The sequence below is a fragment of the Variovorax sp. ZS18.2.2 genome (assembly GCF_024701975.1).
Classification (GTDB): domain Bacteria; phylum Pseudomonadota; class Gammaproteobacteria; order Burkholderiales; family Burkholderiaceae_C; genus Variovorax.
On sequence record NZ_JANLNM010000001.1, the window covers coordinates 1,382,584 to 1,402,438 of the forward strand.

At 66.3% G+C, this 19,855-nt stretch carries 20 protein-coding genes; 16 read left to right on the plus strand and 4 right to left on the minus strand.

Annotated features, from left to right (window positions below; genetic code table 11):
* The first annotated feature begins 1 nt into the window (after nucleotide 1).
* The 15 genes from NU688_RS06570 to NU688_RS06640 all read left to right on the plus strand — a co-directional run bounded on the left by NU688_RS06570 (nucleotide 2) and on the right by NU688_RS06640 (nucleotide 16,253).
* Nucleotides 2–697, plus strand: coding sequence for an ABC transporter ATP-binding protein (locus tag NU688_RS06570; protein ID WP_257859723.1), 696 nt, complete (start codon nucleotides 2–4; stop codon nucleotides 695–697).
* A 237-nt stretch (nucleotides 698–934) separates the two neighbouring features.
* Nucleotides 935–3,040 (plus strand): 3-hydroxyacyl-CoA dehydrogenase NAD-binding domain-containing protein, encoded by a 2,106-nt coding sequence (locus NU688_RS06575; RefSeq protein ID WP_257859724.1) that lies wholly within the window; start codon nucleotides 935–937, stop codon nucleotides 3,038–3,040.
* Nucleotides 3,041–3,060: 20 nt separating this feature from the next.
* Nucleotides 3,061–4,536 carry a M20 family peptidase gene (locus tag NU688_RS06580; protein ID WP_257859725.1) on the plus strand — a complete coding sequence of 492 codons (1,476 nt, stop codon included), beginning with the start codon at nucleotides 3,061–3,063 and terminating at the stop codon, nucleotides 4,534–4,536.
* Nucleotides 4,537–4,579: 43 nt separating this feature from the next.
* Entirely contained in the window at nucleotides 4,580–5,755 is a 1,176-nt protein-coding gene (locus tag NU688_RS06585) for an acetyl-CoA C-acyltransferase (RefSeq protein WP_257859727.1), read from the plus strand.
* 2 nt (nucleotides 5,756–5,757) lie between these two features.
* On the plus strand, nucleotides 5,758–6,216 hold the full coding sequence (locus tag NU688_RS06590; RefSeq protein WP_257859728.1) for a PaaI family thioesterase: 459 nt from the start codon (nucleotides 5,758–5,760) through the stop codon (nucleotides 6,214–6,216).
* Between the two features lie 18 nt (nucleotides 6,217–6,234).
* The gene (locus NU688_RS06595) at nucleotides 6,235–8,091 is read left to right on the plus strand and encodes an acyl-CoA dehydrogenase (protein ID WP_257859729.1); all 1,857 of its coding nucleotides are present in this window, start codon (nucleotides 6,235–6,237) and stop codon (nucleotides 8,089–8,091) included.
* A gap of 2 nt (nucleotides 8,092–8,093) precedes the next feature.
* Nucleotides 8,094–8,330 carry a hypothetical protein gene (locus tag NU688_RS06600; protein WP_257859730.1) on the plus strand — a complete coding sequence of 79 codons (237 nt, stop codon included), beginning with the start codon at nucleotides 8,094–8,096 and terminating at the stop codon, nucleotides 8,328–8,330.
* Nucleotides 8,331–8,346: 16 nt separating this feature from the next.
* Nucleotides 8,347–8,649, plus strand: a complete 303-nt coding sequence (locus tag NU688_RS06605; RefSeq protein ID WP_257859731.1) for a Dabb family protein — start codon at nucleotides 8,347–8,349, stop codon at nucleotides 8,647–8,649.
* The gene (locus tag NU688_RS06610; RefSeq protein WP_257859732.1) at nucleotides 8,639–10,036 is read left to right on the plus strand and encodes a DUF2252 domain-containing protein; all 1,398 of its coding nucleotides are present in this window, start codon (nucleotides 8,639–8,641) and stop codon (nucleotides 10,034–10,036) included. The genes NU688_RS06605 and NU688_RS06610 overlap by 11 nt, the downstream gene beginning before the upstream one ends.
* Nucleotides 10,037–10,093: 57 nt before the next feature.
* Complete coding sequence (locus NU688_RS06615; protein WP_257859733.1) at nucleotides 10,094–10,891, plus strand: SDR family oxidoreductase; 798 nt, start codon at nucleotides 10,094–10,096, stop codon at nucleotides 10,889–10,891.
* Nucleotides 10,892–11,000: 109 nt separating this feature from the next.
* The gene (locus NU688_RS06620) at nucleotides 11,001–11,468 is read left to right on the plus strand and encodes a PaaI family thioesterase (RefSeq protein WP_257859734.1); all 468 of its coding nucleotides are present in this window, start codon (nucleotides 11,001–11,003) and stop codon (nucleotides 11,466–11,468) included.
* Between the two features lie 22 nt (nucleotides 11,469–11,490).
* Nucleotides 11,491–12,507, plus strand: coding sequence for an NADP-dependent oxidoreductase (locus NU688_RS06625; protein WP_257859735.1), 1,017 nt, complete (start codon nucleotides 11,491–11,493; stop codon nucleotides 12,505–12,507).
* Between the two features lie 31 nt (nucleotides 12,508–12,538).
* Nucleotides 12,539–14,179, plus strand: a complete 1,641-nt coding sequence (locus NU688_RS06630; protein ID WP_257859736.1) for an isovaleryl-CoA dehydrogenase — start codon at nucleotides 12,539–12,541, stop codon at nucleotides 14,177–14,179.
* Nucleotides 14,180–14,304: 125 nt separating this feature from the next.
* Nucleotides 14,305–15,243, plus strand: a complete 939-nt coding sequence (locus tag NU688_RS06635; protein WP_257859738.1) for a glutathione S-transferase family protein — start codon at nucleotides 14,305–14,307, stop codon at nucleotides 15,241–15,243.
* A 104-nt stretch (nucleotides 15,244–15,347) separates the two neighbouring features.
* Nucleotides 15,348–16,253: an SDR family oxidoreductase gene (locus tag NU688_RS06640; protein WP_257859739.1), complete on the plus strand. Its 906-nt coding sequence runs from the start codon at nucleotides 15,348–15,350 to the stop codon at nucleotides 16,251–16,253.
* 18 nt (nucleotides 16,254–16,271) lie between these two features.
* On the opposite strand, the gene NU688_RS06645 is transcribed toward NU688_RS06640, so the two are convergent.
* The 3 genes from NU688_RS06645 to NU688_RS06655 all read right to left on the minus strand — a co-directional run bounded on the left by NU688_RS06645 (nucleotide 16,272) and on the right by NU688_RS06655 (nucleotide 18,143).
* Entirely contained in the window at nucleotides 16,272–16,712 is a 441-nt protein-coding gene (locus tag NU688_RS06645; RefSeq protein WP_257859740.1) for a hypothetical protein, read from the minus strand.
* A 91-nt stretch (nucleotides 16,713–16,803) separates the two neighbouring features.
* Complete coding sequence (locus tag NU688_RS06650) at nucleotides 16,804–17,292, minus strand: DUF1772 domain-containing protein (RefSeq protein ID WP_257859741.1); 489 nt, start codon at nucleotides 17,290–17,292, stop codon at nucleotides 16,804–16,806.
* Nucleotides 17,292–18,143, minus strand: a complete 852-nt coding sequence (locus NU688_RS06655; RefSeq protein ID WP_257859742.1) for an NAD(P)H-binding protein — start codon at nucleotides 18,141–18,143, stop codon at nucleotides 17,292–17,294. Before NU688_RS06655 ends, NU688_RS06650 begins: the two co-directional genes overlap by 1 nt.
* A gap of 87 nt (nucleotides 18,144–18,230) precedes the next feature.
* On the opposite strand from NU688_RS06655, the gene NU688_RS06660 reads away from it, so the two are divergent.
* On the plus strand, nucleotides 18,231–18,893 hold the full coding sequence (locus NU688_RS06660; protein ID WP_257859743.1) for a TetR/AcrR family transcriptional regulator: 663 nt from the start codon (nucleotides 18,231–18,233) through the stop codon (nucleotides 18,891–18,893).
* Here NU688_RS06660 and NU688_RS06665 read toward each other — a convergent pair whose 3' ends face one another.
* Complete coding sequence (locus tag NU688_RS06665; protein WP_257859744.1) at nucleotides 18,894–19,820, minus strand: LysR substrate-binding domain-containing protein; 927 nt, start codon at nucleotides 19,818–19,820, stop codon at nucleotides 18,894–18,896.
* Between the last annotated feature and the right edge of the window lie 35 nt (nucleotides 19,821–19,855).

Genomic DNA, 19,855 nt, shown 5'->3' on the forward strand with positions numbered 1-19,855 from the left:
CATGCTGAAGCTTCACGACATCCACGCCTACTACGGCAAGAGCCATGTGCTGCATGGCGTTTCGTTCGACGTCGGCCCCGGCGAAATCGTCGCGCTGCTGGGTCGCAACGGCTCGGGCCGCTCGACCACCGCCAAGGCCATCATGGGCCTGGTGCATGCCGAAGGCACGCTGCGCTGGAAGGACCAGGACATCCTGCGCAAGAAGGCCTACGAGATCGCCCACCTGGGCATCGGCTACGTGCCCGAGAACCGCGACATTTTCCCCAAGCTCACGGTGCACCAGAACCTGCTGCTGGGGCAGAAGGGCACGGGCAAGGGCAGCCGTTGGCAGTTCGACGACATGTACACCATGTTCCCGCGCCTGAAGGAGCGCCAGCACACCGAGGCCGGCGTGCTCTCGGGCGGCGAGCAGCAGATGCTCACGCTGTGCCGCACGCTGATGGGCGACCCCGACCTCATCATCATCGACGAGCCCACCGAAGGCCTTGCGCCCAAGATCGTGGAGCTGGTGGGGCAATACCTGCGTACGCTCAAGGACAAAGGTATCTCGGTGCTGCTGATCGAGCAGAAGCTCACCATCGCGATGCAGATCTCCGACCGCGCGCTCGTGATGGGCCACGGCAGCATCGTGTTCGACGGCACGCCGGACAGCCTGCGCGCGGATGCCACCACTCGCAAAGAGTGGCTGGAAGTCTAGCAAACCCCCAGGCTTCGCGCACTTCGTGTCGCTACGCCAACCCCCTTGCAGGGGGCAACACCTGCGGCCCGGCAAAGCCGGTTCCGCGGTGTTCCCCGAAAGGCCCGCCCTCCTCATGAAGGGCTTGTCCCGACAGCGACTGCGTGCCATTGTTGAGCCACGCGAAACGCCTAGAATCCCTCGAAAAAGAACACTCGTGCTTTTTCTTCTTTTTCTTCACACACCAAGGAACGCAGCATGACGGCTGAATACAAAGTGCTCGGCGATGTCGCCGTGATCACACTGACCAACCCTCCGGTCAACGGTCTCGGTTTCTCGACCCGCATCGGCATCACCGATGGCCTGGCCAAGGCCAATGCCGACGACGCCGTCAAGGCCATCGTCATCACCGGCGCCGGCAAGGCGTTCTCCGGCGGTGCGGACATCAAGGAGTTCGGCACGCCCAAGGCGCTCCAAGAGCCCAACCTGCTGAGCGTGATCCTCACGCTCGAAGCCTCCCCCAAGCCCATCGTTGCAGCCATCCATTCCGTGTGCATGGGCGGCGGCCTCGAACTGGCGCTCGGCTGCCACTACCGCGTGGCCGCTCCCGGCACCAGCGTGGCACTGCCCGAAGTCAAGCTGGGCCTTTTGCCCGGCGCCGGCGGCACACAGCGTCTGCCGCGCGTGATCGGTGTGGAAACCGCGCTCAACATGATCGTGAGCGGCGAGCCCGTGAAGAGCGAACTGCTCGCGAGCCTGCCGGGCCAGAAGCTGTTCGACAAGCTGGCCGCTTCGCCTGAGTCGGTGTTCGAAGAGGCCGTGGCCTTCGCCAAGAGCGTGGCCGGCAAGACAGGTGAAGCGCTGCCGCTGGTGCGCAACTTGCCGTGCAAGCACCCGCAAGGCGACGCCTACTTCCAGTTCACCAAGAACATGGTCGGCGGCATGTCCAAGAACTACCCGGCGCCGCTCAAGTGCATCGACGCCGTGCAGGCTGCCACCAAGCTGAAGTTCGACGAAGGCATGGCCGAGGAGCGCCGTCTCTTCACCGCGCTGATGTTCACGCCTGAATCGCTGGCGCTGCGCCACCTGTTCATGGCCGAGCGCGCTGCGTCGAAGATTCCCGATGTGCCCGAAGACACCGCCAAGCGCGAGATCAAGGCCGTGGGCGTGATCGGCGCCGGCACCATGGGCGGCGGCATCTCGATGAACTTCCTGAACGCGGGCATCCCCGTGAAGATTCTCGAGATGAAGCAGGACGCGCTCGACCGCGGCGTCGCCACCATCAAGAAGAACTACGAAGCCCAGGTCAAGAAGGGCAAGCTCAAGCAGGACAAGTACGAGCAGCGCATGGCGCTCCTGAGCACCACGCTGAGCTACGACGACCTGAAGGACGCGGACCTCATCATCGAAGCGGTGTTCGAAGAAATCGGCGTCAAGGAAAAGGTCTTCAAGGAACTCGACCGCGTCGCCAAGAAGGGCGCGATCCTGGCCTCGAACACCTCGACGCTCGATGTCGACAAGATCGCTTCGTTCACCGAGCGTCCGCAGGACGTGGTCGGCATGCACTTCTTCAGCCCGGCCAATGTGATGAAGCTGCTCGAAGTGGTGCGCGGCAAGGCCACCGCCAAGGACGTGCTCGCCACGGTCATGGCCATCGGCAAGAAGATCAAGAAAACCTCGGTGGTCTCGGGCGTGTGCGACGGCTTCATCGGCAACCGCATGATCGAGCAGTACTCGCGTCAGGCGGGCTTCCTGCTCGATGAAGGTGCGACGCCGCAGCAAGTGGACAAGGCTGTCGAGAAGTTCGGCTTTGCCATGGGTCCGTTCCGCATGGGCGACCTGGCCGGCAACGACATCGGCTGGGCCATTCGCAAGCGCCGCGCCACCGAGCGTGCCGACATGAAGTACAGCCGCACGGCCGACAAGCTCTGCGAACTGGGCCGCTTCGGCCAGAAGACCGGGGCAGGGTGGTACGACTACCAGGCCGGCAAGCGCGATGCGATTCCTTCGGAACTCGTCAACAAGATGATCGAGGACCACCGCAAGGAACTGGGCATCACGCCGCGCAAGATCTCCGACGAGGAGATCGTGCAACGCCTGGTGTATGCGCTGGTCAACGAAGGCGCGCACATCCTGGAAGACGGCATCGCGTCGAAGTCCGGCGACATCGACATGGTGTACCTCACCGGCTACGGCTTCCCGATCTGGCGCGGCGGCCCGATGCACTATGCGTCGCAAGTGGGTCTCTACAACGTGGCCGAGTCGATGAAGCGCTTCGCGAAGAACCCACGCGACGACGCCGAGTTCTGGCAGCCCGCACCGCTGATCCAGAAGCTGGTGGCCGAAGGCAAGTCCTTCAGCTGATCCGTCAGTCCTGACCGCCTATGTTGAAACGCATCTTCCTCGGGCTGCTGCTGGTGCTTCTGGCATTGGTAGCCGCCGTGGCGGTCAAGACCTGGACCACGCCATCGCAGCAATTGGCGGTGGCGCCCGCACCGAAGCTGGACATCGATCTGCAGGCGGCAGCCAAACGGCTATCGACGGCGATCACGTTCCGCACGGTGTCGGGCCTCGATGACCCGGCCACCAACGCGGCCGAGTTCGACAAGCTGCACGCCTACCTCGAACAGCAGTACCCCAAGGTCCACGCCACCCTCAAGAAGGAAGTCGTGGGTAGCAAGGCGCTGCTCTACACATGGACCGGCACCGATCCGTCGGCCAAGCCCATCGCGCTGATGGCGCACCAGGACATGGTGCCCATCGCCCCCGGCACCGAGAAGGCCTGGACGGTCGATCCCTTCGCGGGCGAGATCAAGGACGGCTTCGTCTGGGGCCGCGGCACGCTCGACAACAAGAGCAATCTTTTCGCGCAGATGGAAGCCATCGAGCTGCTCATCGGCGCCGGCTTCAAGCCGAAGCAGACCGTCTATCTCGTGATGGGCGACGACGAGGAGGTGAGCGGCCTGCGCGGCGCGCTACCCATTGCCGAGCTGCTCAAGTCGCGCAACGTGCGCCTGGACTGGGTGCTCGACGAAGGCCTGCTCGTGCTCGATGGCGTGCTGCCCGGCCTTTCGAAGCCCGCGGCGCTGATCGGCCTGGCCGAGAAGGGCTACGGCACCTTCTTCCTTTCGCTCGACACCGCCCCCGGCCATTCGTCGATGCCGCCGCTGCACAGCGCCATCGGCAGCATGAGCGCGGCGCTCGCCCGGCTCGAAGCCAACCCGATGCCCGGTGGTATCACGGGCGTGGCGGGGCAGATGTTCGGTGCGCTCGCACCCGAGATGAGCGGCGTCAACCGCGTGATGCTCTCCAACCTGTGGCTCACCGAGCCGCTGGTGCGCGGCCAGCTCGAGAAGAGCCCGAGCAGCAACGCCATGCTGCGCACGACCACGGCGCTCACCATCGTGCGCGCCGGCAACAAGGACAACGTGCTGCCCGGCCGCGCCGAGGCAGCCGTCAACTTCCGCATCCTGCCGGGCGACAGCATCGCGAGCGTCGAGGCGCACCTGCGCAAGACGCTGGCCAATGACGACATCAAGATCAAGCAGTACCCCGGCAACTCCGAGCCGTCGCCCGTGTCGCCGACCGACAGCACCGGCTACCGCGCGATCCAGCAGGCTGTGCGCCAGACCTTTCCCGATGCGGTCGTGGCCCCGGGCCTCATGACGGCAGCCACCGACTCGCGCCACTTCAGCCTCGTGAGCGACGCCGTTTTCCGCTTCTCGCCGTTCCGCGTGAAGGGCGAAGACCTCGCGCGCTTTCACGGCAATAACGAACGTCTGGCCATCTCCAACTACGGCGAGATGATCGGCTTCTATCACCAGCTCCTGAGCAACAGCAACGCTGCTCCGGCGCAATGACGACCACACCCTCTTTTCCCTTCCATCTTCAAAGGACCTCACCATGACCAGCGCCGTCATTGTTTCCACCGCCCGCACGCCGCTCGCGAAGAGCTGGAAGGGTGCCTTCAACATGACGCACGGTGCCACGCTCGGCGGTCACGCCGTTCAGCACGCCATCTCGCGCGCCGGCATCGACGCCGCCGAAGTCGATGACGTCATCATGGGTTGCGCCACGCCCGAAGGTGCCACCGGCTCCAACATCGCACGCCAGATCGCGCTGCGCGCCGGCTGCCCGGTCACCACCTCGGGCATGACGATCAACCGCTTCTGCTCCTCGGGCCTGCAGACCATCGCCACCGCCGCGCAACGCATCATCGCGGGCGAAGGCGACGTGTACGTGGCCGGCGGCGTCGAGAGCATCTCGTGCGTGCAGAACGAAGCCAACAAGCACATGCTGGCCGACCCGTGGCTCGTGAAGCACAAGCCCGAGATCTACTGGAACATGCTGCAGACGGCCGAGCAGGTCGCCAAGCGCTACAACATCGGCCGCGATGCCATGGACGAATACGGCGCGGCGAGCCAGCAGCGCGCCACCGCCGCGCTCGAAGCCGGCCGCTTCAAGGAAGAAATTGCACCGATCACCGTGCTGGCCGGCGTGGCCGACCCGGTGATGGGCCTGCGCACCAAGGAAGTCACGATCGAGAACGACGAAGGCATCCGCGCCGGCACCACCAAGGAAGGCATCAGCGGCATCCGCTCGGCCATTCCCGGCGGGCTGATCTCGGCCGGCAATGCCAGCCAGTTCTCCGACGGCGGCGGCGCCTGCGTGGTGGTCGACGAAAAGTACGCGCAGCAAAAGGGCCTCAAGCCCCTCGGCCGTTTCCTCGGCTTTGCCGTGGCCGGCTGCGAGCCCGACGAGATGGGCATCGGCCCGGTCTTCGCGATTCCCAAGGTGCTCAAGCGCCTGGGCCTCACGGTCAACGACATCGACCTGTGGGAGCTGAACGAAGCCTTCGCCGTGCAGGTGATCTACTGCCGCGACAAGCTCGGCATCCCGGGCGATCGCCTGAACGTGGACGGCGGCGCCATCGCAGTCGGCCACCCCTACGGCGTGAGCGGCCAGCGCCTGACGGGCCACGCGCTCATCGAGGGCAAGCGCCGCGGCGCGAAGAAGGTGCTGGTCACGATGTGCATCGGCGGCGGCATGGGTGCCGCGGGCGTGTTCGAGGTCTTGTAATCATGTCGGGCGGTGACATCCAGGTCTCGCCCGAAGCCCTTCTGGCCCTGCTCGAAATGGGGCGGGGCGTCCTGGCCTCGCAACCCTTCAGCGTGTTGATCGGTGCAGAAATGCACGCGCTCTCGCCGGGAAACGTCGATCTCCAGCTGCCGCTGACCGCGCAGCTCAAGCAGCAGAACGGTTTCGCCCACGGCGGCATCGTGAGCTACATGGCCGACAACGCGCTGACCTTCGCCGGCGGCACCGCCTTGCGCGTGCCGGTGGTGACCTCCGAATTCAAGATCAATTACGTGCGGCCAGCCGTCGGCGATCGCCTCATCGCGCGCGCCAAGGCCGTGCACACCGGCAGTTCGCAAGCCGTCTGCACCTGCGAGATCTTCGCGGTGACGGGCGGTGTGGAAAAGCTCTGCGCGCTCGCGCAGGGCACCATCGCGAAGCTGCCCGAATCCTCGAAGAAGTAGCCAGAAGAGACACCCCACATGAGCCTGCGTCCCACCCTCGACTTCCTGCTCTACGACTGGCTCGATGCCGAGTCGCTCAACCAGAGCGAGCGCTTCGCCGACCACTCGCGCGAAACCTTCGACGCCGTGCTCGACACCTGCGAGCGCATTGCGCGCGAGAAGTACGCGCCGTTCAATCGCACGGTCGACACGCAGGAGCCGCATTTCGACGGCGAGAAGGTCATCCTGCCGAAGGCCACGCATGACGCGCACAAGGCTTTTGTCGAATCGGGAATGATGAGCGCCGCGCAGGACTACGACATCGGCGGCATGCAACTGCCCTACACGCTGTCGGCCGCGGCCAACAGCTTCTTTGCGATGGCCTCGGTGAGCATCGGCTCCAACATGCTCACCAGCGGCAACGCCAACCTGCTGATGGTGCACGGCACCGAGATGCAGAAAGAGGTGTTCGCGAAGAACGAGTTCTCCGGTCGCTGGGCGGGCACCATGTGCCTGTCGGAGCCGCAGGCCGGTTCGTCACTGAGCGACGTGGCCACGCGCGCTGTGCCCGATGGCGCGGACTCTCAAGACGATCCGCTCGGGCCGCGCTACCGCCTCACCGGCAACAAGATGTGGATCTCGTCCGGCGATCACGAGCTGACCGAGAACATCGTGCACATCGTGCTCGCCAAGATCCCCGACGAGAACGGCAAGCTGGTGCCGGGCACGCGCGGCATCTCGCTCTTCATCGTGCCCAAGCGCATGGTGAACACGAAGGGCGAGCTGACCGGCGAGCGCAACGACGTGGCGCTGGCGGGCCTGAACCATAAGCTGGGCTGGCGCGGCACGACCAACACGTTGTTGAACTTTGGCGAGGGCAAGTACCCGGTCGATGGCAAGGCGGGCGCAGTGGGTTATCTCGTCGGCGCGCCCGGCAAGGGCCTGCACTGCATGTTCCACATGATGAACGAGGCACGGATCGGCGTGGGCACGGCCGCGACCATGCTCGGCATGGCCGGTTACTACGCTTCGCTGGAGTACGCGAAGAGCCGGCCGCAGGGCCGTCTCGTGAAGAAGCCCGAGGCCGGTGCAGGCAGCCAGGTGGCGAAGGACTCGGCCAGTCCGCAGGTCCGCATCATCGAACACGCGGACGTGCGCCGCATGCTGCTTGCGCAGAAGGCGTACTGCGAGGGCGCGCTGGCGCTGGAGCTGTACTGCGCCCGGCTGGTCGACACGCAGAAGACCGGCGATGCACAGGCGGCCGACGATGCGCGGCTGTTGCTCGAAGTGCTCACGCCCATCGCCAAGAGCTGGCCGAGCGAATGGTGCCTGGAAGCCAATTCGCTCGCGATCCAGGTGCATGGCGGCTACGGCTACACGCGCGACTTTCCGGTGGAGCAGTACTGGCGCGACAACCGCCTGAACATGATCCACGAGGGCACGCACGGCATCCAGGCGGCCGACCTGCTGGGCCGCAAGGTGCTGATGGAAAAAGGCCGTGGCCTGCAACTGCTGGCCGGTCGCATCACCGAGACCATCGGTCGCACGGCCAAGGTGCCCGCGCTCGCGCCGCATGCCAAGGCGCTGGGCGCCGCGCTGCAGCGCATCGGCAGCGCCACCGAGGCCGCCTGGTCCACGGGCGACCCGGCCGACGCGCTGGCCAACGCCGTGCCGTACATGCAGGCCTTCGGCCACACGGTGCTCGCCTGGCTCTGGCTGGACGTGGCGCGGCGGGCGCTCGAAATCGACGCGGACAAGGCGAGGGCGGTAACAGCTGGCAAGATCGGCGCCACGGACTACTTCTTCCACTACGAGCTGCCGAAAATCGGTGCCTGGCTCAACGTGGTCGAGAGCCGCGACCCCACCTGTACCGCTTTGCCCGAGGACGCTTTCTGACAATGGCCAACGCCGCCCCCAACACGCCCACCCCCGTCAAACCCCCGAAGCCGCACGCCCGGCTCGAAAAGTGGATCTGGATCCTGATCTATGGCGGCCTGTTCCTGGTGATCCTGGGCATCGCCACAGGCCGCACCGATGCCGTGCTCGGCTGGTCGATGGCCACGCCTGGCGGCGTGCTCGCGCTGGTGGGCTTCGTGCTCATCTATGTGCGCTCGCGCCTGAACGACAAGAAATAAGCAAGAAGGCCAGACCATGCTCAAGCACATCGTGATGTGGAAGTTCAAGGAGCACGCCGAGGGCGCCGACAAGGCGACCAACCTGCTGAAGGCCAAGGCGCTGCTCGATGCCTGCGCGAAGCTCTCGCCTGGCACGCACCGCTTCGAGGTGGCCATTGCCCAGCCCGGGCTCGAGGCCACATACGACCTGGTGCTGTACTCGGAATTCACCGATGCGGCCGCGCTCGCGGCCTATGCGGACCACCCGCAGCATGTGGCGCTCAAGCCTTTCATCGGTGCCGTGCGCGAAGCGCGGCAGTGCATGGACTATGAAGTCTGAACCCCGCGCACCCGACGCGAAAGCTTCGCCGGCCGACCGGCGGGCGTTCGGCCGCGCACAGCGCGCGCGCTGCACGCTCGACCAGTGGGCCGAGTCACCCAAGCCCGATGCCAAGGACCGCGACCCGCTCGGCTGGCTGAAGGCCTCCAACCGCGGCCGCGTGCCCGAGCTGGTGCCGGTGCGCCACGGCCGCATGCTGGTCAGCCCCTTCACCTTCTACCGCGGTGCCGCCAGCCTGATGGCGAACGACCTGGCGAAGCTGCCGCACAGCGGCGTCGTCACGCAGCTGTGCGGCGATGCGCACCTTGCGAACTTCGGCTTCTTCGCCAGCCCCGAGCGCTCGCTGGTCTTCGACATCAACGATTTCGACGAGACCCTGCAAGGCCCGTTCGACTGGGACGTGCGCCGGCTGGCCACCTCGTTCGTCGTGGCTGCACGCGACCTCAAGTTCAAGCCGCGTGTGGGGCGCGATGCGGTCCGGCAACTGGCCGAGGCGTATCGCGACCGCATGCGCCGCTTCGCGCAGATGGACACGCTGGACGCCTGGTACGCGCGCCTCACCTCGCAGACGCTGCTGAAGCTCGGCGCGCAGGACGCGACCGAGCTCGCGGTCATCAAGAAGGCCCGCCGCAGCACCTCGCGCGTGTTCGCCACGGGCGCCACCGAGATCGTCGACGGGCGCCTGATGATGCGCGAGCAGCCGCCGTTCGTGTACCACGACGCCAAGGCGACGGCCCGCGAGATCCGCCGCTTCCGTGCCGGCTTGCCGGCCTTCCTCGCGCAATACCGCGCGAGCCTGCCGCCGGAGCGCCAGCGGCTGTTCGACCGCTACGAGCTGCACGACGTCACGGTGCTCACGCCTGGCGTGGGCTCGGTGGGGCGGCGCTGCTTCCTGTTGCTGCTGGTGGCCGATGGGGTTCATCCGCTGTTCCTGCAATGCAAGGAAGCCTGCGACTCGGTGCTCGAACCGCATCTGGGCTCGCCGCCGGAGCAGGGCTCGCCGGGCCAGCGCGTGGTGCAGGGGCAGAAGCTCGCGCAAGCTGCGAGCGACGTGTTCCTGGGCTGGGCCGAAGCGCAGGGCGGACGCGGCTTCTACGTGCGGCAACTGCGCGACATGAAGGCTTCGTACAAGCTCGAGGACTTCAAGCCCGTCGACCTGCTCGAATTTGCCGAGGCTTGCGGCTACAGCCTCGCGCGCGCACATGCCAAGGGCGGCGACGCCTGGGCCATCGACGGTTACCTCGGACGCTCCAAGACCTTCAACACCGCGCTCGCCGATTTCGCCGAAGCCTATGCCGACGTCAACCAGGCCGACTGGCGCGGGCTGAAGGCAGCCGTGGCATCGGGCAAGGTCGCGGCCGTCGATTTGGCCGAAGCCGCTTCGTAGCATCGGCGCGATGCCTTCGATCTCTTCCTTCTTCACACCGACTCCGGAGACACAGACATGACGCCACGCACTGCCCAACAGCTTTTCGACCTGAAGGGCAAGACCGCCCTCATCACCGGCGGCTCGCGCGGCCTGGGCCTGCAGATGGCCCATGCGCTCGGCGAAGCCGGCGCGAAGATCATGCTGAGTTCGCGCAAGGCCGACGACCTGGAGCAGGCCGCCGCCGAGCTGCAGGCCGCCGGCATCGACGCGCGCTGGATCGCCGCCGATTGCTCCAAGGAAGAAGACACCCGCCGCCTGGCCGACGAGACGCTGCAGCGCATGGGCGCGGTCGACATCCTGGTCAACAACGCCGGCGCGAGCTGGGGTTCGCCCGCCGAGAGCCACCCGGTCGAGGCCTGGGACAAGGTGATGAACCTCAACGTGCGCGGCTATTTCATCCTGTCGCAGCAGATTGCCAACGGCTACATGATCCCGAAGAAGACCGGCCGCATCATCAACATCGCCTCGATCGCCGGCCTGAACGGCAACCCGCCCGAGATGCAGACGCTGGCCTACAACACCTCCAAGACGGCGGTGATCGGCTTCACCCGCACGCTGGCGGCCGAGTGGGGCAAGTACGGCATCACCGTGAACGCGATCTGCCCGGGCTTCTTCATGACGAAGATGGCGGCGGGCCTGATCAAGTCGCTGGGCGAAGAAAAAATGGCCGCGCAGGCACCGCTCGGACGCCTGGGCGACGAGGAAGACCTGAAGGGCCTGACGCTGCTGTACGCGAGCGATGCCGGCAAGCACATCACCGGCCAGTGGCTGGCGGTGGACGGCGGCGTGAGCGTGGTCCTCGGCGCAGCGTGAGTTCTCCCCCAGGCTGCGCGCACTTCGTGTCGCTACGCCAACCCCCTCGCCGGGGGCGACACCTGCGGCCCGGCGAAGCCGGTTCCGCGGTGTCTCACGAAAAAATTCAATGAACACTGACGCCTCATCCTCTGACATCAACATCCGCTCGTACACGAGCCAGATCCCGTTCGCGCGCCACCTGGGCTTCGAACTCACGAAGTTCGAGGGCGGCGAGTCCGAGATCATCTATACGGCCAAGCCCGAGCACCTGAACACCTTCGACGTGACGCACGGCGGCGCCTGCATGACGCTGCTGGACATCACCATGGCAGCGGCCGCGCGCAGCGTGGCGCCCGAGACCGGCGTGGTCACGATCGAGATGAAGACCAGCTTCATGCAGCCCTCGGTCGGCCCGCTGCATGCGCGCGGCACGCTGATACATCGCACCGCGACGCTGGCCTTTACCGAAGCCAAGATCTACGACGAGCAGGAGCGCGTGTGCGCCCATGCGACCGGCACCTTCAAGTACGTGAAGCGCCGATTGCCGACCGGCCCCGCCAGCGCGAATGAAATGCGGCCGCCTTCGACCGACTGACCGAATTCCCCAGGAGACACACATGCCCACGAACAAGCAGATCCACCTCGACAACCGCCCCGATGGCGAAGCCGTTGCCGGCAACTTCAAGCTGGTGACCGTCGAGACGCCTGCGCTCGCCGACAACCAGGTGCTGGTGCGCCACCACTACATGAGCCTCGATCCGTACATGCGCGGGCGCATGAACGACGCCAAGAGCTACGCGCAGCCGCAGCCCGTGGGCCAGGTGTTCCAGGGCGGCACGGTCGGCGAAGTGGTCGAGAGCAAGCATCCGAAGTACGCGGTCGGCGACAAGGTGGTCGGCTTCGGCGGCTGGCAGGAGTACAGCGTGGTCGATGGCTCGCAGCCCGGCTCGCTGAAGAAGGTCGACACCACGCATGTGCCGCTGTCGCATTACCTCGGCGCAGTGGGCATGCCGGGCGTCACGGCCTGGTACGGCCTCGTGAAGATCATTGCGCCCAAGGCCGGCGAAACCGTGGTCATCACTGCCGCCAGCGGTGCGGTCGGCAGCGCCTTCGGTGCGCTCGCCAAGGCGCGCGGCTGCCGCGTGGTGGGCATCGCGGGCGGCCCGGACAAGTGCAAGTACGTGACCGACGAACTCGGCTTCGACGCCTGCATCGACTACCGCCAGCACCCCGACGTGAAGTCCATGAGCGCGGCGCTGAAGGAAGCCTGCCCGAACGGCATCGACGGCTACTTCGAGAACGTCGGCGGCTACATCTTCGACGCGGTGCTGCTGCGCTGCAACGCCTTCGCGCGCGTGGCGCTGTGCGGAATGATCGCGGGCTACGACGGCGCACCGCTGCCGCTGGCGAACCCCGCGCTGATCCTCATCAACCGCATGAAGATCGAAGGCTTCATCGTCAGCGAGCACCTGGAAGTGTGGCCCGAGGCGCTGACCGAGCTCGGCACGCTGGTGGGCACGGGCAAGCTCAAGCCGCGCGAATCGATTGCAGAGGGCATCGAGTCCGCCCCTGAGGCCTTCCTGGGTTTGCTCAAAGGCAAGAATTTCGGCAAGCAACTGGTCAAGTTGATCTGAATGCACTGAACGCACGGCAAGGAGGCCGGTCATGGAAACGACACATGAGGTGTTTAACCAGCCCGCACCGCTCGCGGACTACAACCTGTTCGAGACCAACCGGCCCCTGCGCGATGCGTTGAAGTTCAATGCGCCGCAACTGCAGGTAGCGCCGTTGCAGGAGCTGGGCGTGACCATCGGCTCGACCGAGATGCAGACGCATGCGCGGCTGGCCAACATCCACACGCCCGAGCTGCACACGCACGATCGCTTCGGGCGGCGCATCGACGAGGTGGAGTTTCATCCGAGCTACCACGTGCTCATGTCGGCTGCCGTGGGCGCCGGCCTGCACGGCACGCCCTGGGCGGGCACGTCGGCATCTCCGCATGTGCTGCGCGCGGCCGGCTTCATGCTCTTCACCGAGCTGGAGCCCTCGATGCTGTGCCCGATCTCGATGAGCTATGCGGTCACGCCCGCGCTGCGCGGCAATGCGGCCGTGTACGCCGATTGGGGCCCCAAGCTCACGAGCCTCTGGTATGACCCGGCGCTCAAGTCCTTCAAGGACAAGCCCGGCGTGACCATGGGCATGGGCATGACCGAGAAGCAGGGCGGCTCCGACGTGCGGGCCAACACCACCAAGGCCGTGCGCGATGGCAGCGACGCCTGGGGCGAGCGCTACGCGATCACCGGCCACAAGTGGTTCTTCTCGGCGCCGATGTGCGATGCCTTCCTGGTGCTCGCGCAGGCGCCGGCCGGGTTGAGCTGCTTCTTCCTGCCGCGCGTGTTGCCCGATGGCTCGCGCAACGCCATCCACATCCAGCGCCTGAAGGACAAGCTCGGCAACAAGGCCAACGCGAGTTCCGAGGTCGAGTTCCACAGCGCCAGCGCCTGGCTGGTGGGCGAGGAGGGGCGCGGCATTCCGCAGATCCTGGAGATGGGCACGATGACCCGGCTCGACTGCGCGCTGGGCACCAGCGGCCTGATGCGGCAGGCGTTGAGCATCGCCATCAACCACGCATCGCAGCGCAACGCCTTTGGCAAGCCGCTGATCGAGCAGCCGCTCATGAAGAACGTGCTGGCCGACCTTGCGCTCGAAAGCGAAGCCTCGACCGCGCTGGCCATTCGCCTGGCCCGCGCCTTCGACCATCCGGACGACGAACACGAACGCCTGATGGCGCGCCTGCTCACGCCGGTCGCCAAGTTCTGGATCTGCAAGCGCGGCAGCCATTTCGCGCAGGAGGCGATGGAGTGCCTGGGCGGCAACGGCTATGTGGAAGAGGGCGGCGAAGGCATCATGGCCCGCGTCTATCGCGAGATGCCGCTCAACTCGATCTGGGAAGGCGCGGGCAACATCATGGCGCTCGACTTGCTGCGGGGCCTGCGCAAGGGCGATGCGGTGGCGGCACTGACCAAGGAACTGGCGCCGGCCCGCGGCCAGCACGCCGCACTCGACCGACTGGCCGACGCGCTGCCGGCGCGCATCGAGGCGATGGCCTCCGAGGTGGAGGCGCGTCGTCTGGCACAGGACGTGGCGCTGGCCGTGCAGGCTTCATTGCTTGCGCAGACGGCACCGCCCGCGGTGGTCGGGGCGTTCTGTGCTTCGCGCCTGGGCGGCGACTGGGGCAATGCCTTCGGCACGCTGGGCGCGGGCACCGATTTCGATTCGATCATCCGGCGCGCAAGTCCTCTATAGATATTCACGCCACCCCGCGAATCCGTTCGCACTGAGCCTGTCGAAGTGCCACGCGCAGCTTCGACAGGCTCAGCCCGAACGGTGGAGGTGGATTCAGCCTCACGACTACAAGGAAACCGAAACCCATGGCCGACCTGATCCTCCACCACTACACCACCTCGCCGTTCTCGGAGAAGGTGCGGCTGATCCTCGGCGCCAAGCAGCTGCCGTGGAAGTCGGTCTTCATCCCGCCGATCATGCCCAAGCCCGATGTGGAGCTGCTCACCGGCGGCTACCGCAAGACGCCGTTCCTGCAGATCGGCGCCGACATGTACTGCGACAGCGCGCTCATCGCCGACGTGCTGGAGCACCTGCAGCCCGAGCCCACGCTGTACCCGGAGCCCGAGAAGGGCTTGTCGCGCATCCTCGCGCAGTGGGCCGACACAACCCTGTTCTGGGCCGCGATGGCCTGGAACCTGCAGCCCAAGGGCGCGGCCGAAGTGTTTGCGAAGGCGCCGCCCGAGGCGGCCAAGGCCTTCGGCGAAGACCGCGGCAAGATGAGCGCGGGCAACATGACGCGCCTGCGTCCGGCCGATGCCACCAGCGCCTACAAGTCGTACCTGCGCCGCCTGTCGGACATGCTGGACGACCGCCATTACCTCCTGGGCGAGGTGCCGAGCATCAGCGACTTCGCGGCCTACCACCCGCTCTGGTACACGCGCCGCATCGAGTCGGTGCGCACCATCCTCGACCTGACGCCCGCGGTGGTCGACTGGATGGACCGCATGGCCGCCATCGGGCATGGCGCGCCCGAGAAGTTCAGCGCCGACGAAGCCGTTGCCGTGGCCAAGGCCGCGACGCCGCACACGCTGCTGACCGACAGCACCTTCCAGGACGACCACGGCATCGCGCTCGGCAGCGCCGTGACCATCCGCGCCGAGAGCTTCGGCCTGGAGGAAACGTCGGGCACGCTGGTGGCCGCCACGCGCACGCACTACACGCTGGAGCGCAGCGACGAGCGCATCGGCACGGTGCATGTGCACTTTCCGCGCATCGGCTATGTGCTGAAAAAAGCAGAAGCCTGAAGCGTCCCCGCGTCGGGCACCTTCGTGACTGCGCGATGGCGCGTTCCGTACTTCAATAGCGGCTCCAACGTCAGAGACATTCAACGCAAGAAGGACACCGGCAAATGATTCAGGACTTCAAGGGCAAGACCGCCGTTCTCACCGGCGCGGGCTCGGGCTTCGGCCTCGAATGCGCGCGCATCGGCGCTGGGCGCGGCATGAACCTCGTGCTGGTCGACGTGCAGCAGGACGCGCTGGACAAGGCCAAGGCTGAAATGGAAGCCGCCGGCGCGCAGGTGCTGGCCCGCAAGGTCGACGTGTCCGATGCCGCGCAGATGGAAGCGCTGGCCGCCGCCGTGAAGGAGCGTTTCGGCGCGCCGCACTTCGTGTTCAACAACGCCGGCGTGGGCGCGGGCGGGCTCGTGTGGGAGAACACGGTGTCCGACTGGGAATGGGTGCTGGGCGTGGACCTCTGGGGCGTGATCCACGGCGTGCGCCTGTTCACGCCGATGATGCTCGAAGCTGCCGCCAAGGACCCCGGCTACCGCGGCCACATCACCAACACCGCCAGCATGGCGGGCCTGCTCACGCCGCCCAACATGGGCATCTACAACGCCGCCAAGGCCGCGGTCGTGAGCCTCACCGAGACGCTGTACCAGGACCTGACGCTGGTCACCGACCAGATCGGCGCGAGCCTGCTGTGCCCGTATTTCGTGCCGACCGGTATCACGAGCAGCGAGCGCAACCGCCCGAATGCGCCGAAGGACACCGAACTCACCAAGAGCCAGCTCATCGGCCAGGCCATGAGCAACAAGGCGGTGAGCAGCGGCAAGATCACCGCGGCCGAAGTCGCGGCGAAGGTGTTCGACGCCATCAGCGACAACCAGTTCTACGTGTTCAGCCACCCCAAGGCATTGGGCAACGTGCGCGCACGCATGGAGAACATCGTGGCGGTCGTGAACCCGGCCGATCCGTTCCTCGAAAGGCCCGAGATCGGCCAGAAGCTGCGCGAGCAGCTTCGCGCAGCTTGAGGTTGCGCCGGTGCGCGGTCAGTTGTAGCTGACCGTCACCATGGCGGCCGCCACGCGGCCTGTGGGCGGCTGCCGTAGCGTCGCAATGGACAGCTTGCCCCCGTCCAGGCCGATTTCGCGTGCCTGTGAAGGATCGAAGGGATGCTGTCGGCCCTGGGCATCGGTGAACACGGTGCGCAGGGGCAGGGCGCCGAGCCCGTCGATTCGCACGGTGCCGCTGGGCCGGTCCACGCGTTGCTGCACGAAGGAGAGTTCGGCGACGGGGCCCGAGCCGCTCTTGCGGTGGGCCACCGTTGGCGCCGGTGCCGGCGCGTGCGCCGCGAGGCGCATCTCGTAAGGGGCTGCGACGATTTCGCCCGTGAAATGAATGGTGCCGTCGGCCGCACGCGCATCGATCGATGCCATGCAGGTGGTCAGCAGTGCCAGTGCCGCGAGCACGCGCGAGTCATGGTGCTTCATCTCGATTCCTCTCCTGAACCGGTTGTTCTACTTACTCCCTGTTTCTTTTGGATGAAACCATGTTCCACGTGCATGCGCAAGCTGCAAAGCCCTACGCGGTGGCCCGCTTTAATGCAACTGCAACGAAGACGATCGCGGCGAGTGCCGAGGAGGCGGTCCGCACGCTGTTCCACAGCGTCCAGGTCTTGAGGTAGGTCTGCCAGAACACATGGCCGTCGGTGGGCGATGTCGCTGCGAGCTGGTTGTTCAGCGGCACGTTGAGGGCCATCGTCACGCCGAAGCAGCCGACCACGTAGAGCAGGCTTGCGAGCAGGACGAGTTGCGAATCGAGCTGCGAGATCGAGAACAGCGACCAGCCCCCGAGCACGATGCCCAGCACGGCGCTGCCCATGAACAAAAGCATAAAACTCGGCGTGATCACCGTGACGTTGATCGAATTCATCGCATGGATGCCTTCGCTGTTCTGGATGCGCGCGAGCGCGGGCATCACGAACGAAGAGAACGCGTAGAAGATGCCGGCGACCATCGCCGTGGAAAAGGCGCTGACGAGGATCAGCACCGTCGCGGTCTTGCCCATCATCACTTGGCTCCCCACACGCCGGTCGGGGCCGTGCGCGCAACGTAGTCGGCGAAGGTGCGCGGCGGGCGGCCCAGCGCCTGTTCCACGCCGTGGGCGATGGGCGTGTTGCGGCCATCGAGCACGGTGGTGAACAGGTAGATGACGAGCCACGAAAGGTCTGGCGGCAGGCCGGCTTCAGACAGCACCTTGGCGTATTCGTCCATCGAAATGATGTTGCAGTCGATCTGCCGATTCGTCGCGCGGCCGATCTCTGCGATGGCTTCCGGGAAGGTGAAAGCCTGGGAGCCGGTCAGCTCGTACAGCTTGCGGCTGTGGCGACTGTCGACCAGCGCTTCGGCTGCGATGTCGGCGATGTCGTCGGCATCGATGAAGGGCTCCGGTGCCAGCCCTTCGGGCAGGGTGATCGCGCCTGCGACGATTTCGTCCAGAAAGTAGTTCTCGCTGAAGTTCTGGAAGAACCAGCTGGCGCGCACGATGGTCCAGTCGAGCGTGGTGGCCTGCAGGGCCTTCTCTGCGTCTTGCGCTTCGGGCTCGCCTCGGCCCGACAGGAGCACGACTCTTTCGACGCCGGCCTTGGCGGCCGCAGCGTAGAACGCGGTCACCGTCTCGACGGCGCCCGGCACGCACAGGTCGGGCTGGTAGGCGACGTAGACGGCGCGCACGTCCTCGAGCGCGGCAGTCCAGGTGGCCCGGTCTTCCCAATCGAAGCGCGGATGCGCGGAGCGCGAGCCGACACGCACTGCATGCCCGGCGGCGCGGAGCCGGTCCAGAACGCGCCCGCCGGTCTTGCCGTTCGCGCCGAGTACCAAAATGGGATGCACATCATCCCGGGTGCTGCTGCTGATTGCCATTTTCGAACTCCTTGAGATAATGTGAGTAATGCTCACGTAAAAAATGATAGATACTCACATTTTGAATGTCAACCCCCGGGCGACCCTATGACACGCAGTGCATCCTTGCAATCGCAGGTGGCCGTCGCCGAGGCGCCTTCGGCCAGAAAGAGTCCGATCCAGGAGCGCAGCAAGGCGCGCGTGGAGCGCATCCTCGAAGCGGCCGCCGAGCTCATCGTGCGCGGCGGCAGCGACCAGCTCAAGATGAGCGAGGTCGCCGCATCCGCCGGCATCTCGATCGGCTCGCTCTACCAGTACTTCCCCGAGAAGGCCGCGCTGATCCGCATGCTGGCCGAGCGCATCAATGCCGCGAGCCGCGAGTGCATCCGCGACGGCCTCAAGGACGTGACAAACCTCGCGAGCCTGCAGTCGTCCTTCGCGGCGCTGGTGGACGTGTACTACGCCATCGTCAACGAGCGCCCCGTCATGCGCGACATCTGGAGCGGCATGCAGGTCGACAGGCAACTGCTGACCTTGCAGCTCACCGAGAGCCGCGCCTGCGGGCAGATGCTCGCCGACGCGATGTTCAAGGTGCACAAGGTGCGTGCCCGCGCCGACATCAAGCGCATCGAGCAAACCGCTTTCCTGATCTGGGAGATGGGCGAGGCGACCATCCGCCTGGCCATCGCAGTCGATGCAACCGAAGGCGCGGCGCTGGTGGAGGGCTACAAGCGCATGGCGCTTCGCGAGATCACAGACCCGTTGGCCTGATCAGCCGGCGGCAGCCTGCGATTCGATCCACTGCCACACGGCCCGGATCGCAGGTTCGTTCTCTCGCCCGTTCGCGGTCGCGAGAAAGTAGCTCCCCGTATCGAGTGCCGGCCCGAAGGGCTGCACCAGCGCGCCGCTGCGCAACTCCTCGGCCGCGAGCGTGAGACTCAGCAGCGCGATGCCGTGGCCCGCCAGCGCGGCGAGCATCGCGTGCGTCTCGTCCGAGAACGACAGGCCCGCCGCCCTGGTCGACCGTCCACGCGGCGGCGCGATGCCCGCTTCACGAAACCAGCGCGACCACAGCGCCGGCGCCAGCGCCTGCGGCTGCCAGTCGCAATGGATCAGCTGGTGCTTTGGTAGATCGCCCTTGCGGCGCAGGCCCAGCATCGGGCTGCACAAGGGCGCATAGCGCTCGGGCATCAGCTCGCTGACCGCCAGCCCCGGCCAGTTGCCGCTGCCCGAGCGCACCGCGATGTCTGCATCGCCGCGCGCCAGGTCGACCACCGTGTCGCCCGCATGCAGCCGCAGCTCGATACCGGGGCAGGCCTGGCGGAAGACCGCCATGCGCGGCAGCACCCAGCGTGCCGCGAAGGCCGTGTTGGTGGTGAGCGTGACGGATTGCGAAGCCGCAGGCCGGCGCAACCGGTCGACGCCTGCTTCGAGTGCATCGAAGCCTATGCGCAAGTCATCAAAGAGCCGCTGACCCGCGGGCGTCAGCGCGAGTTGCCGCGTGAGCCGGCGAAACAGCGGCTGACCCAGCGTGTCTTCGAGCGCGCGCACCTGGTGGCTGATGGCCGAGGGCGTGACCGAGAGCTCGACCGCCGCGCGCTGGAAGCTCAGGTGCGCGGCCGCGGCCTCGAAGGCCCGCAGCGAGAGCAGGGGAGGCAGGCGGCGCAGTGGTCGAACAGGTGAGCCAATCTCTTGCATGACGGGAGAAATGATCGTTTGTGAATGGCCATGTG

Excerpts from the sequence above, each read along its gene's own strand:
- NU688_RS06590 (WP_257859728.1), top strand. The coding sequence starts at position 5,758 with ATGTCGGGCGGTGACATCCAGGTCTCGCCCGAAGCCCTTCTGGCCCTG.
- NU688_RS06605 (WP_257859731.1), top strand. The coding sequence starts at position 8,347 with ATGCTCAAGCACATCGTGATGTGGAAGTTCAAGGAGCACGCCGAGGGC.
- NU688_RS06665 (WP_257859744.1), bottom strand. The coding sequence starts at position 19,820 with ATGCAAGAGATTGGCTCACCTGTTCGACCACTGCGCCGCCTGCCTCCC.
- NU688_RS06600 (WP_257859730.1), top strand. The coding sequence starts at position 8,094 with ATGGCCAACGCCGCCCCCAACACGCCCACCCCCGTCAAACCCCCGAAG.
- NU688_RS06615 (WP_257859733.1), top strand. The coding sequence starts at position 10,094 with ATGACGCCACGCACTGCCCAACAGCTTTTCGACCTGAAGGGCAAGACC.
- NU688_RS06620 (WP_257859734.1), top strand. The coding sequence starts at position 11,001 with ATGAACACTGACGCCTCATCCTCTGACATCAACATCCGCTCGTACACG.
- NU688_RS06640 (WP_257859739.1), top strand. The coding sequence starts at position 15,348 with ATGATTCAGGACTTCAAGGGCAAGACCGCCGTTCTCACCGGCGCGGGC.
- NU688_RS06575 (WP_257859724.1), top strand. The coding sequence starts at position 935 with ATGACGGCTGAATACAAAGTGCTCGGCGATGTCGCCGTGATCACACTG.
- NU688_RS06645 (WP_257859740.1), bottom strand. The coding sequence starts at position 16,712 with ATGAAGCACCATGACTCGCGCGTGCTCGCGGCACTGGCACTGCTGACC.
- NU688_RS06650 (WP_257859741.1), bottom strand. The coding sequence starts at position 17,292 with ATGATGGGCAAGACCGCGACGGTGCTGATCCTCGTCAGCGCCTTTTCC.
- NU688_RS06630 (WP_257859736.1), top strand. The coding sequence starts at position 12,539 with ATGGAAACGACACATGAGGTGTTTAACCAGCCCGCACCGCTCGCGGAC.
- NU688_RS06570 (WP_257859723.1), top strand. The coding sequence starts at position 2 with ATGCTGAAGCTTCACGACATCCACGCCTACTACGGCAAGAGCCATGTG.
- NU688_RS06610 (WP_257859732.1), top strand. The coding sequence starts at position 8,639 with ATGAAGTCTGAACCCCGCGCACCCGACGCGAAAGCTTCGCCGGCCGAC.
- NU688_RS06660 (WP_257859743.1), top strand. The coding sequence starts at position 18,231 with ATGACACGCAGTGCATCCTTGCAATCGCAGGTGGCCGTCGCCGAGGCG.
- NU688_RS06585 (WP_257859727.1), top strand. The coding sequence starts at position 4,580 with ATGACCAGCGCCGTCATTGTTTCCACCGCCCGCACGCCGCTCGCGAAG.
- NU688_RS06580 (WP_257859725.1), top strand. The coding sequence starts at position 3,061 with ATGTTGAAACGCATCTTCCTCGGGCTGCTGCTGGTGCTTCTGGCATTG.
- NU688_RS06595 (WP_257859729.1), top strand. The coding sequence starts at position 6,235 with ATGAGCCTGCGTCCCACCCTCGACTTCCTGCTCTACGACTGGCTCGAT.
- NU688_RS06635 (WP_257859738.1), top strand. The coding sequence starts at position 14,305 with ATGGCCGACCTGATCCTCCACCACTACACCACCTCGCCGTTCTCGGAG.
- NU688_RS06655 (WP_257859742.1), bottom strand. The coding sequence starts at position 18,143 with ATGGCAATCAGCAGCAGCACCCGGGATGATGTGCATCCCATTTTGGTA.
- NU688_RS06625 (WP_257859735.1), top strand. The coding sequence starts at position 11,491 with ATGCCCACGAACAAGCAGATCCACCTCGACAACCGCCCCGATGGCGAA.